This window comes from Nocardioides potassii (assembly GCF_021648885.1).
In the GTDB taxonomy this organism is placed as follows: Bacteria; Actinomycetota; Actinomycetes; order Propionibacteriales; family Nocardioidaceae; genus Nocardioides; species Nocardioides potassii.
On record NZ_JAKJHZ010000005.1, the window covers coordinates 144951 to 157576 of the forward strand.

The 12626-nt window shown below is 71.9% G+C and carries 11 protein-coding genes; all 11 read left to right on the forward strand.

What is annotated here, in order from left to right:
• The first annotated feature begins 7 nt into the window (after positions 1–7).
• The 11 genes from L2K70_RS05145 (at position 8) to L2K70_RS05195 (ending at position 12611) form a co-directional block, all read left to right on the forward strand.
• Positions 8–1003 (forward strand): hypothetical protein, encoded by a 996-nt coding sequence (locus tag L2K70_RS05145; RefSeq protein ID WP_236399969.1) that lies wholly within the window; start codon positions 8–10, stop codon positions 1001–1003.
• 21 nt (positions 1004–1024) lie between these two features.
• Complete coding sequence (locus L2K70_RS05150; protein WP_236399973.1) at positions 1025–2383, forward strand: bifunctional folylpolyglutamate synthase/dihydrofolate synthase; 1359 nt, start codon at positions 1025–1027, stop codon at positions 2381–2383.
• Positions 2380–2805, forward strand: a complete 426-nt coding sequence (locus L2K70_RS05155; protein ID WP_236399976.1) for a DUF4233 domain-containing protein — start codon at positions 2380–2382, stop codon at positions 2803–2805. The genes L2K70_RS05150 and L2K70_RS05155 overlap by 4 nt, the downstream gene beginning before the upstream one ends.
• A 22-nt stretch (positions 2806–2827) precedes the next feature.
• Positions 2828–3253, forward strand: a complete 426-nt coding sequence (gene ndk, locus L2K70_RS05160; protein WP_236399983.1) for a nucleoside-diphosphate kinase — start codon at positions 2828–2830, stop codon at positions 3251–3253.
• Between the two features lie 246 nt (positions 3254–3499).
• Complete coding sequence (locus L2K70_RS05165) at positions 3500–4528, forward strand: rod shape-determining protein (protein ID WP_236399986.1); 1029 nt, start codon at positions 3500–3502, stop codon at positions 4526–4528.
• Complete coding sequence (gene mreC / locus L2K70_RS05170) at positions 4528–5457, forward strand: rod shape-determining protein MreC (protein ID WP_236399988.1); 930 nt, start codon at positions 4528–4530, stop codon at positions 5455–5457. Before L2K70_RS05165 ends, mreC begins: the two co-directional genes overlap by 1 nt.
• Positions 5454–5966: a rod shape-determining protein MreD gene (mreD, locus tag L2K70_RS05175; RefSeq protein ID WP_236399991.1), complete on the forward strand. Its 513-nt coding sequence runs from the start codon at positions 5454–5456 to the stop codon at positions 5964–5966. Before mreC ends, mreD begins: the two co-directional genes overlap by 4 nt.
• Positions 5963–8098, forward strand: coding sequence for a penicillin-binding protein 2 (gene mrdA / locus L2K70_RS05180; RefSeq protein WP_236399994.1), 2136 nt, complete (start codon positions 5963–5965; stop codon positions 8096–8098). The genes mreD and mrdA overlap by 4 nt, the downstream gene beginning before the upstream one ends.
• Positions 8099–8102: 4 nt before the next feature.
• On the forward strand, positions 8103–9278 hold the full coding sequence (gene rodA / locus L2K70_RS05185) for a rod shape-determining protein RodA (RefSeq protein WP_236399997.1): 1176 nt from the start codon (positions 8103–8105) through the stop codon (positions 9276–9278).
• Between the two features lie 81 nt (positions 9279–9359).
• Positions 9360–11348 carry a TIGR03960 family B12-binding radical SAM protein gene (locus L2K70_RS05190; RefSeq protein ID WP_236400000.1) on the forward strand — a complete coding sequence of 663 codons (1989 nt, stop codon included), beginning with the start codon at positions 9360–9362 and terminating at the stop codon, positions 11346–11348.
• Positions 11349–11510: 162 nt separating this feature from the next.
• Complete coding sequence (locus L2K70_RS05195; protein WP_236400002.1) at positions 11511–12611, forward strand: glycosyltransferase domain-containing protein; 1101 nt, start codon at positions 11511–11513, stop codon at positions 12609–12611.
• Positions 12612–12626: the final 15 nt, after the last annotated feature.

Consider the following 12626-nt stretch of genomic DNA (forward strand, 5'->3'; position numbering starts at 1 on the left):
TCGTCGGATGCGCCGGGTCCTGATCGTCACCGTGTCCCTGGTCGTCACCGCCGTCGTGCTCCCTGCAGCGGCGACCCCTCAGCTCGAGCGGCGCGCGCCGGTCCACACCGTCGGCGGGTGCCGGGTGTTCCCTGCCGACAACCCGTGGAACCGGCGGATCGACGACCGGCCGGTGCACCGGAAGTCCCGGGCGATCGTCTCGCGGCAGGCCGCGGGCCACGACCTGCACCTCGACCTCGGCACGACCGAGGAGTACTACGGCATCCCGGTCAACGTCGTCGACGCCGACCAGCCCCTGCTGCCGCTGCAGTTCGGCGTGGACGGCGAGGACTACGGCGACGAGAGCGACCGCGGTCCCGTGTTCGTCCCGGCCGACGCCGCCATCGAGGGCGGCAGCACCCGCGACCCCGACCCCGGTTCCGGCGACCGGCACGTGATCACCGTCCGGCGCGGCACCTGCGACCTCGTCGAGCTGTACGCCGCCGAGCGGGTGTACGACGCCAGTGGGCAGGTCGTCGCCTGGCGCGCCGCCGCGGCCGCGCGCTGGGACCTGTCGTCCAACAGGCTCCGCCCGGCCCGGTGGACCTCCGCCGACGCCGCCGGCCTGCCGATCCTGCCGGGGCTGCTGTCCTACGACGAGGCCGCCTCGGGGCGGATCACCCACGCCCTGCGCTTCACGCTGCCCAGCGCGCGGGCGGCGTACACCTGGCCGGCGCGCCACTGCGGCCCGAGCGGCAACACGGCCTCCGGCCTGCCGGCGTACGGCATGCGCTTCCGGCTCAGGAGGTCCTTCCCCGCAGGGCGCTACACCGGCGCCGCGAAGGCGATGGTCGTCGCGATGAAGCGCTACGGGCTCGTCTACGCCGACCAGGGCTCGTCGATGTTCGTCACCGGCACCGCGGACCCGCGGTGGGCCGACGCCCTGGACCAGTTCCGCGCGCACCCGCTCGACGGCCGCTCGCTCGAGGTCGTGAAGCCGTGGAAGCGGATCGTGCGCTGCTGACGCCCCTAGACTCAGCACGAGATGACTGACGCCCCGCCTGACGCCCGCCCAGCCGAGACCTTCGACGAGGTCGAGGACGCCCTGCTGTCCCGCTGGCCCGAGACCAAGCTCGAGCCGAGCCTCGACCGGATCCTCGCCTTCGCCGAGCTCCTCGGCGAGCCCCAGCGCTCCTTCCGGTCGGTCCACCTGACCGGCACCAACGGCAAGACGAGCACCAGCCGGATGGTCGAGACGCTCCTGCGCGCGCTCGACCTGCGCACCGGCCGGTTCACCTCGCCCCACCTCGAGAAGATGAGCGAGCGGATCAGCATCGACGGCGAGCCGCTCGACGACGAGGAGTTCGTCCGGGCCTTCAACGACGTCGCTCCCTACACCCACCTCGTCGACGCCGAGCAGGAGCACCCGCTCAGCTTCTTCGAGACGATCGTCGGGATGGCCTACGCCGCCTTCGCCGACGCCCCGGTCGACGTCGCGGTCGTCGAGGTCGGGATGGGCGGTGCATGGGACGCGACCAACGTGATCGACGCCGACGTGGCCGTCGTGCTGCCGATCGCCGTCGACCACGAGAAGTACCTCGGCAGCGATCCCGCGACCATCGCGGTCGAGAAGGCCGGCATCATCAAGCCGGGATCGGTCGCCGTCCTCGCGCAGCAGACGCCGGAGGTGGCCGCCGTGCTGCTGGAGCGTGCCGCCGAGGTCGGCGCGACCGTCGCTCGCGAGGGCATGGAGTTCGGTGTCGTCTCCCGCACGCCCGCGGTCGGTGGCCAGGTCGTCTCCATCCAGGGCCTCCGGGCGCGGTACGACGACGTGTTCCTGCCGCTCTACGGCGCCCACCAGGCGCAGAACGCCGCCGTCGCCCTCGCCGCGGTGGAGTCGTTCGGCACCGGCGCGCTCGACGAGGACCTCGTCCGTGCCGCCTTCGCCGAGGTGACGTCGCCCGGCCGGCTCGAGATCATCCGCCGCAGCCCGACGATCCTGCTCGACGCCGCGCACAACCCGCACGGCGCGGAGGCGGCCGCTGCGGCGCTGTCCGACTCCTTCTCCTTCAGCCCGCTGATCGGCGTGATGGGCGTGATGGAGGACAAGGACTACGAGGGCGTGCTGGCCGCGTTCGAGCCGCACCTCGCCCACCTGGTCGTCACCCAGAACTCGACACCGCGGTCGATGTCCGCCGTCGCCCTCGGCCGCGTGGCAGCCGAGGTCTTCGGCGAGGACCGCGTGACCGTCGTGCCCGACCTCGCCGAGGCGATCGACCGCGCCGCGACCCTCGCTGAGGCGGGGGAGGCGATCGACGTCTCCATCGGCGCCGGCGCCGTGCTGGTCACCGGCTCGGTCGTCACGGTCGGCGAGGCCCGCGCGATGCTCAAGGGCCGCCGATGAGCGATGAGCCCGACCCGGTGCCCGCCGACCCTGTGCCTTCCGAGGGGGTGCCCGCCAACACCGAGCGCTCGCCGCGACGCGGCATGTGCGCCGCCGTGCTCAGCCTCGAGGCGATCGCGCTCGGCCTCACGACCCCGGTGATGATCACCATCGCCGACGTGGACACCGGCACGGCCCTGGCCGTCGGTCTCGGGATGGCCGTCGTCTGCCTGCTGCTCGCCGGCATGCTCCGCGCCGAGTGGGCCTTCGCCGCCGGGTACGTGGTCCAGGTGGCCGCGATCGGTCTCGGCTTCGTCGTACCGGTGATGTTCGGCCTCGGCGCCATCTTCGCCGCGCTGTGGGCGGGCGCCGACCTGCTCGGCCGCAAGATCGAGCGCGAGCGTGCCGCCGCGTGGGCGGCGTACCGAGCGGAGAACGGCTGACCCGCCTCGCTAGGCTGCGCGCATGACCGACGTCCAGCGTTCCCTCGTCCTCGTCAAGCCCGACGGCGTGCGCCGCGGCCTCTCGGGAGAGATCCTGCGCCGGATCGAGGCCAAGGGCTACACGCTCACGGCCGTGGAGCTGCGCACCGCGACCACCGAGATCCTCGCCGAGCACTACGCCGAGCACGAGGGCAAGCCGTTCTACGGCCCGCTCGTCGAGTTCATGCTGTCCGGCCCGGTGCTGGCCGTCGTGATCGAGGGCCAGCGCTGCATCGAGGGCTTCCGCTCGCTCGCCGGCGCCACCGACCCGACCCTCGCCGCCCCCGGCACCATCCGCGGCGACCTCGGTCGCGACTGGGGCCTCGCCGTCCAGCAGAACCTCGTGCACGGCTCGGACTCCGAGGAGTCCGCCGCCCGCGAGATCGGCATCTGGTTCCCCGGGCTGTGAGCCGTAGCAGGAGTCACCGCTGAAGCGGGGACTCCTGCGCGGACCGGCCGTTGCAACCCCCACATCGCGCAAGACTCACCCAGTCCGGCGGCCCGGCGCCGACCTCGTACGTCCCACATGCCCCATGCACCCCGCGCGTGTCCTGCCGGGAAGACCGCACCACGCTCCTTAACCTGAGCGTGGGTCGGAACCAGCGCTGACCCCTCTTCCCGGAGCACCACCCGACCTGCAGGGGCAGCAGCGGCAATGGCACACAACCTCATCGGCCGAGACATGGCTGTGGACCTCGGCACCGCCAACACGCTGGTCTACGTCCGGGGCAAGGGTGTCGTGCTCGACGAGCCGTCGGTCGTGGCGATGAACACGACCACGGGCGAGGTGCTCGCCGTGGGCCACGAGGCCAAGCGGATGATCGGTCGGACCCCCGACAACATCGCCGCGATCCGGCCGCTGAAGGACGGCGTGATCGCCGACTTCGAGGCGACCGAGCAGATGCTGCGCTACTTCATCCACCAGGTGCACCGGCGCCGCTACTTCGCCAAGCCCCGCATGGTGATCTGCGTGCCGAGCGGGATCACCGCCGTCGAGCAGCGCGCGGTCAAGGAGGCCGGCTACCAGGCCGGCGCCCGCCGGGTCTACATCGTCGAGGAGCCGATGGCCGCGGCGATCGGCGCCGGGCTGCCGGTCCACGAGGCCACCGGCAACATGGTCGTCGACGTCGGCGGCGGTACGACCGAGGTCGCCGTGATCAGCCTCGGCGGCATCGTCACCAGCCTCTCGGTCCGCACTGCTGGCGACGACCTCGACCAGGCGATCATCGCGTGGATGAAGAAGGAGTACTCCCTCATGCTGGGGGAGCGCACCGCCGAGGAGATGAAGATGACCCTCGGGTCGGCCTTCCCGCTCCCCAGCGAGCCCGACGCCGAGATCCGCGGCCGCGACATGGTCTCCGGCCTGCCCCGCACGGTCGTGGTGTCGAGCTCCGAGCTCCGCCAGGCGCTCGAGGAGCCGCTCCACAACATCGTCGACGCGGTGCGCAGCACCCTCGACCAGACCCCGCCCGAGCTCGCCGGCGACATCATGGACCGCGGCATCGTCCTCACCGGCGGCGGCGCGATGCTGCGTGGCCTCGACGAGCGGCTGCGCCACGAGACCGGCATGCCCGTGCACGTCGCCGAGGACCCGCTGTCCTCGGTCGCCTACGGCGCCGGCAAGTGTGTCGAGGAGTTCGAGGCCCTCCAGCAGGTGCTCGTCTCCGACGTGAGGCGCTTCTGATGGGCGCGCTCGGGGGACGCGAGCGGCGCTGGACCGGGCTGGACAGGCTCGAGTCGCGCAACCGCCCGCCACGCTCGCTGCTGGTCGCGCTGGTGCTCGCCAGCATCACGCTCGTGACGCTCGACGTCTCCGGCGGCGCCGGCTCGCCGCTCGACCCGGCCCGCCGGGCTGTCGGCGAGGCGTTCGGGCCGGCCGAGTCGACCGTCGCGGCCGCCGTACGCCCGTTCACCTCCGTGCCGGCCTGGTTCCGGAGCAAGAGCGACCTCGCCGACGAGGTGCGTGACCTCGAGGCCAGCAACGCCGACCTCAGGAGCCAGGTCGAGCTCGCGGGCTTCGAGCGCAACCGCCTCGAGCAGTACGACGGCCTCACGACCGCCGCGGCCGACCTGGGCTCGGCCCTGCTCCCCGCCCGGGTGGTCGCCGTCGGGTCGCGCCAGTCGCAGAGCTTCACGGTCACCATCGACGCGGGCTCGGCCGCCGGCGTCGGCCCCGACATGACGGTCGTCAACAACGACGGCCTCGTCGGCCGCGTCCTGCGCGTCACGCGCAGCACCGCGACCGTCCTGCTGATCGTGGACCCCGACTCGACGGTCGGCGGCCGCGTCGGCTCGAGCATGGAGATCGGCTTCGTCAACGGCAGCGGCTCGCTCGACCAGGCCGCCGGCCTCGACCTGCGCCTCGTCGACGACGCGTCCGTCCCCGCCCGCGACGACACCGTCGTGACGTGGGGGAGCAGCACGGGGCCCTACGAGCCGGGGGTGCCGATCGGCCGCATCACCGAGGTCTACTCCTCCCTGCGCGAGGCCTCCCAGCGGGCCGTCGTCGAGCCGTTCGTCGACTTCTCCTCCCTCGACGTGGTCGGGGTGATGGTGCCCAGCGGGTCGACCAGCGACCGCGCCCTCATCGAGGCGGACGGGACGCTGCGATGACGTACCTCCGCTGGCTCGCCGCGCTCGCCGCCGTCGTGGTCGCCCTCGTCGTGCAGGTCTCGCTGTTCCCGCACCTGGCGTGGCACGGCATCGTGCCCAACCTGTGCCTGCTCGTCGTCGTCGCGGCCGCGCTCACCGTCGAGGCGCCCTTCGCGCTGGTGCTCGGCTTCGTGGCCGGGCTGACCCTCGACCTCGCGCCCCCGGCCGACCACGTGGCCGGTCGCTGGGCGCTCGCGCTGACGATCGCCGCGTTCCTCGCCGCGCGCGTGCGGCAGGACCAGAAGCCCAGCGCGATGGCCGTCGTCGGCACCGTTGCCGCGGCGTCGTTCGTCGCGACCTCCCTGTTCGCGCTGTCCGGGATCGTCCTCGACGACCCGGGCTCGTCCGTCGGCGGCCTGCTGGAGGTCGTCCTGGTCGCAGTCGTCTGGGACGTGCTGCTCACGCCGTTCGTCCTCCCGCCGCTGATGAGGCTCTTCGCCCGCCTGAGCCCGCAGTGGGCGACGACGTGACAGGCACCCGCACCGCGCAGACCAGGAGCCGGTTGCGCCTCGTCGTCGTGCAGGCGCTGGCGTTCGCGCTGTTCTCGACCCTGTTCGTCCGGCTCTACTACCTGCAGGTCATCGGCGGCGAGGGCTACCAGGCGCAGGCCGCCAACCAGTCGGTCCGCGACATCGTCGTCCAGCCCCAGCGCGGCCTCATCGTCGACAGCCAGGGCCGCCCGCTGGTCGCCAACCGCACGTCGTGGGTGATCTCCGTCGACCGCACGCTGCTGGGCAAGCTCGACGAGGACCAGCGCACCGAGCTGGTCCGTCGCGTCGCCGTCGCGGTCGAGTCCACGCCGGAGGACGTCGAGGCGCGGCTGGTCACCTGCGGCGACCCCGGCAGCGTCAGCGGTACCTGCTGGAACGGCTCGCCCTACCAGCCCGTCCCGGTGGCCTCCGACGTGTCGAAGGACGTCGCGCTGCGCGTGCTCGAGCAGCCCGAGGACTACCCGGGGGTCCTCGCCGAGCAGCAGAGCGTGCGCTCGTACCCCCGCCCCTTCGGCATCAACCTCGCCCACGTCCTCGGCTACCTCAGCCCGGTGACCGAGGACGAGTACGACCTCGCCGTCGAGCGCGACGACCGCTCCCTCAACGGCGCCTCGGTCGTCGGCCGCGCCGGCGTCGAGAAGCAGTACGACGAGTGGCTGCGCGGGCTCCCCGGCTACCGCCGCGTCGCCGTCGACTCGATGGGCCGCGTGCTCGGCGACGACTCCGTGGTCGAGAGCACCCCGGGCGACACCCTCGTCACCTCGATCGACGCCAAGGTCCAGTCGGTCGTCGAGAAGCAGCTCGCGGCCCGGATCGCCTACCAGCGCACCCAGGTCGACCCCGTGACCGGTCGCAGGTACGTCGCCGACTCGGGCGCCGCGGTGGTCCTCGACGCGAAGACCGGCCGGGTCGTGGCGATGGCCAGCCAGCCGACCTACGACCCCGACGTCTGGACGGGTGGCATCAGCAAGGCGCAGCTCGCCCACCTCTACTCCGAGAAGGCCGGCACGCCGCTGCTCTCGCGCGCCACCCAGGGCCAGTTCGCCCCGGGCTCGACGTGGAAGCCGTTCATGACCGCGGGGGCGCTGACCAACGGCTACTCGATGGACACGACCCTGCCGTGCTCGTCGGGCTTCCAGGTCGGCAACCGGGTCTTCAAGAACTACGAGTCCGGCGCCTACGGCAACATCGGCTTCGCCAAGGCGCTCGAGGTCTCCTGCAACACCTTCTTCTACCGGATCGGCTACAGCTTCTGGCAGAGGTTCGGGAGCGACCCGGCCGACGTCGACGCCAAGGACCCGCTGGTCGAGGAGGCCAAGGAGTTCGGCTTCGGCTCGCGCACCGGCGTCGACCTCCCCGGCGAGGCTCCCGGCCGCATCGCCGACCGGAAGTGGAAGCTCGACTACTACACCTCGCAGAAGGACTACTACTGCGACCTGAGCTCCAAGCCGCAGACCGCGGACACCAGCGACTTCGTCTACAAGTTCGCGCGCGAGTTCTGCCTCGAGGGCAACCTCTACCGCGCCGGTGACGCGGTGAACTTCTCGATCGGCCAGGGCGACACCATCGTGACGCCGCTGCAGCTCGCCCGGGCCTACGCCGCGCTCAGCAACGGCGGCACGCTCTGGGCGCCCACCGTCGCCAAGGCGCTCGTCAGCCCCGACGGCGAGGTCCTGCGCCGCATCGCCCCGCGCAAGGTCGCCCAGGTGGACGTGCCGAAGAAGTACCTCGACTACATCGACTCCGCCCTCCAGGGCGTCGCCCGCGAGGGCACCATGGCCTGGAAGCTCGTGGGCTTCCCGCTCGACGACGTGACCATCCGGGCGAAGACCGGCTCGGCCGAGGTCTACGGCAAGCAGACCACCGGCTGGGTGGCGTCCTACACCAAGGACTACGTCGTCGTGATGATGATCAGCCAGGCCGGCACCGGCTCCGGCTCGACCGGCGACGGCATCCGGGCGATCTGGGAGGCGCTGTACGGCGTCGACGGTGAGACCGTCCGCCCCGCCCGAGCCGCGACCCCGGGCACCGTCCCGCCGCAGCGGCTGCCGCAGTTCCTCGACGACGGCTCGATCATGCCGCCGAAGGTGACGACGACGGGGGTGGAGTGACGCCATGACCATCCTGGGCAACCGCCCGACGACCAGGCCCGGCCAGCCGACGAGCTCGCTGCGTGCCCCCGGGCTCGACTGGCTGCTGATGCTCGCCTCGCTCGCACTGGTCACGATGGGCACGCTGCTCGTCTGGTCGGCGACCTCGACGCGCGCCGACCTCACCGGCGGCGACCCCAACGCCTACCTCCGCAAGCAGCTGGTCAACGTCGCCATCGGCCTCGTGCTGATGGTCGCGGTGATGGCGACCGACCACCGCTGGGTGCGGATCCTCGCCCCGCTGGCCTACGTCGCCAGCGTCGGCGGCCTGGTCATGGTGCTGGTCGCCGGCAGCACGATCAACGGCTCGCGCTCGTGGCTCCAGCTGGGTGGCATGTCGATCCAGCCGTCGGAGTTCGCCAAGCTCGCCGTGGTGATCGGGATGGCACTCGTCGTGGCCGAGCGCACCGAGCGCCGCTGGGGCAGGGGAGTGGGCAGCCTCGAGGTCGTGGGGATGCTGCTGGTCGCGGCCGTCCCGGCGGTGCTGATCCTGCTCCAGCCCGACCTCGGCACCATGCTGGTGCTCGCCGCGACGGTGTTCGGCGTCCTCGCGGTCGCAGGCGCCGGTCGGACCTGGCTCGCCGGGCTGACCGTCGGCGCGGTCGTCGGCGCGATCGCCGCCGTCTCTGCCGGCGTGCTGAAGCCCTACCAGGTCGACCGGTTCATGGCGTTCACGAACCCCACGCTCGACCCGCGCGGCGCCGGCTACAACGTCGAGCAGGCGCGCATCGCGGTCGGCAACGGCGGCCTCCTCGGGCAGGGCCTCTTCGAGGGCTCGCAGACCCGTTCCGGCTTCGTCCCCGAGCAGCACACCGACTTCATCTTCACCGTCGCCGGCGAGGAGCTCGGGCTGGTGGGTGCGGGCGTGCTGATCCTGCTGCTGGCCGTGGTGATCTGGCGCGCGCTCGCGATCTCCGCCGACGCGGGCGACCTCTTCGGCCGGGTAGCGGCGGCCGGCATCGCGTGCTGGTTCGGCTTCCAGGCCTTCCAGAACATCGGGATGTGCCTCGGCATCATGCCGGTCACCGGTGTTCCGCTGCCGTTCGTGTCCTACGGCGGCAGCTCGCTGTTCGCCGGGATGCTCGCGCTGGGCCTGTTGCAGAACATCCATCTGCGCTCGTCGGTCGCGTCGCGTCGCTGATCCGCTGAGTAGGCGGCGTCCGCGCGGGCGACGTACCCTTGACGGTCGGCTCGTCCCCTAGTCACCCGAGGTGTTCCCCGCATGACCGTCGCGTCGGTCTTCCCGCGCCTGGAGTCCAGGCTCCCGTCGGTGCAGAAGCCCATCCAGTACGTCGGCGGCGAGCTCAACTCGGTCGTCAAGGACTGGGACTGCGCGGCTCTGTCGGAGGCTGGGGGCCCCACCGTCCGCTGGGCGCTGATGTACCCCGACGCCTACGAGGTCGGCCTGCCCAACCAGGGCGTGCAGATCCTCTACGAGGTGCTCAACGAGCGTGACTGGATCCTCGCCGAGCGCACCTACTCCGTGTGGCCCGACATGGAGCAGGTGATGCGGACCGGTGACGAGCACGGCCCGATCCCCCAGTTCACCGTCGACAGCCACCGCCCGGTCGGCGCCTTCGACCTGTTCGGCCTGAGCTTCTCCACCGAGCTCGGCTACACCAACATGCTCAACGCGCTCGACCTCGCCGGGATCCCGCTCCACGCGGCCGACCGGGGCGACGGGGACCCGATCGTGATCGCCGGCGGCCACGCCGCGTTCAACCCCGAGCCGATCGCCGACTTCATCGACGCCGCCGTCCTCGGCGACGGCGAGGAGGTCGTGCTCGCGATCTCCGAGGTCGTGCGCGAGTTCAAGTCCGAGGGTGAGCCCGGCGGCCGTGACGAGCTGCTGCGCCGCCTCGCCGTCACCGGCAACATCTACGTCCCGCGCTTCTACGACGTGGCCTACGCCGAGGACGGCTCGATCGAGGCCGTCGTGCCCAACCGGCCCGGCATCCCGTTCCGGGTCCGCAAGCACACGCTGATGGACCTCGACCAGTGGCCCTACCCGGCCAACCCGCTCGTGCCGCTCGCCGAGACCGTCCACGAGCGCTTCTCCGTCGAGATCTTCCGCGGCTGCACCCGCGGCTGCCGGTTCTGCCAGGCCGGGATGATCACGAGGCCGGTGCGCGAGCGCTCGATCGAGACCATCGGCAACATGGTCGAGAACGGCATCCGCAAGTCCGGCTTCGAGGAGGTCGGCCTGCTGTCGCTCTCCAGCGCCGACCACACCGAGATCGGCGACGTGGCCAAGGGCCTCGCCGACCGCTACGAGGGCTCCAACGTCTCCCTCTCACTGCCCAGCACCCGCGTCGACGCCTTCAACATCACCCTCGCCAACGAGTTCTCCCGCAACGGCCGCCGCTCGGGCCTCACCTTCGCCCCCGAGGGCGGCTCGGAGCGGATGCGCAAGGTCATCAACAAGATGGTGAGCGAGGAGGACCTGATCCGCACCGTGGCGACGGCCTACTCGCACGGCTGGCGCCAGGTGAAGCTCTACTTCATGGTCGGCCTGCCCACGGAGACCGACGAGGACGTTCTCCAGGTCGCGGACCTCGCCAAGCGTGTGATCGCCAAGGGTCGCGAGGTCACGGGCCGCAACGACATCCGCTGCACCGTGTCGATCGGCGGCTTCGTGCCCAAGCCGCACACGCCGTTCCAGTGGGCCGCGCAGCTCGACCACGAGACGACGGACGAGCGGCTGCGCAAGCTGCGCGACGTCGTGCGCGAGGACAAGAAGTACGCCCGCGCGATCGGCTTCCGCTACCACGACGGCAAGCCCGGGATCGTCGAGGGACTGCTGTCCCGCGGCGACCGCCGGGTGGGCCGCGTGATCGAGGAGGTCTGGCGCGACGGCGGCCGCTTCGACGGCTGGAGCGAGCACTTCTCCTACGACCGCTGGATGGCGGCCGCCGAGCGCGCCCTCGCGGCCCTCCCCGATGAGCAGAGCGGCGTCGACGTCGACTGGTACACCACCCGTGAGCGTGACTACGACGAGGTGCTGCCGTGGGAGCACCTGGACTCGGGCCTCGACAAGGACTGGCTGTGGGGTGACTGGGAGGACGCCCTCGCGGCCGCCGACGGCGCCGACATCGAGATCGAGGACTGCCGCTGGACGCCCTGCTACGACTGCGGTGTGTGCCCCGAGATGCAGACCGAGATCCAGATCGGCCCCACCGGCCAGAAGCTGCTCCCGCTGTCCGTGGTCTGAGGCCAGGGTGCGCGACGTGCTCCCTGTGTGATCGAAAGCTCCCGATCGCCGCCGGAGAGCGGGTCGCCCCGGTGCACGGGACACTCTCCACCGGTTCAGTCCGCCCTGACGGGCGCGGCCGGCGTCGCTACGGTTGTCCCTCGCACAGGGGAGGGGTGACGCTTGCAGCAGGACAGGCACGCGGAGGCGGACGCGGTACCGGACGCGCGGGCAGAGTCGCCGCGGCGGGTGGTCTACCGGGCGCTGATCGGCGGCTACGAGCGGTTGCGTGAGGAGGAGGTGGCCCGCGACTCCGACGTGGCGTTCATCTGCTTCACCGACGACCCGGAGCTGACCAGCGAGACCTGGCGCCTCGTGGTCGTCGAGCCACGGCTCGCCCGCGACGCCACGCGCAGCGCGCGGGCCCTGAAGATCCTGGGACACCCGGTCCTCGAGGAGTACGACGAGACGCTCTGGGTGGACAACACCGTGGCCCTCACGCGGCCGCCGGACGGACTGTTCGACGAGTGGCTCGGCGAGGCCGACGTGGCGGCGCCGCTGCACTCGTTCCGGTCGTCGGTGCTCGGTGAGGCGGAGGCCGTGCTCGACGCCGGTCTCGACGACTTCGCCCGCGTCTACGAGCAGCTCGCCCACTACCTCGCCTTCGACGCCGACGTCCTGGAGGAGAACCCGCACTGGACCGGCATGCTGGCGCGGCGTCGTACGACGGTCACGGACGCCGCCATGACGGACTGGTGGGAGCAGGTGCTGCGCTACTCCCGGCGCGACCAGCTGTCGTTCGTCCCGACGATGCGCCGGCACGGCGTCCGCCTCGCGTCCGTGCCGGTCGACTCGCACGCCTCGCCGTGGCACGAGTGGCCGCGCGCGGAGGGACGGGACCGCAGCCGCCTCGGCTCCGGGCTGCGCGAGTCGCTGCGCCTGCCGTCCGCCCGGATCGGCGTGCTCGAGCAGGCTCTCGACGAGACCAACCGGTCGCTGGCGGACACCACCGCCCACCGAGACGAGACCGTCGCCCGGCTGGACCGGACCATCGTGGGACTGCAGGACGCCCTCGCCTCGGCCGACCGCGAGGCTTTCGACACCCGGGTCGAGCTCGACCGGGTGCGCCACGAGCGCAACCTGCTCGCCAAGGACCTCGAGGACGCGAAGCGGCGGATGACCCGCATGCGGCGCCCCCTGCGGCGCGTCGACGGCACGGACGGCGACGAGGTCGAGGACCCCGTGGGCGAGGCCCGGGAGCCGGTCCGGAGTGAGATAACGTGACGCGCGCACACGACG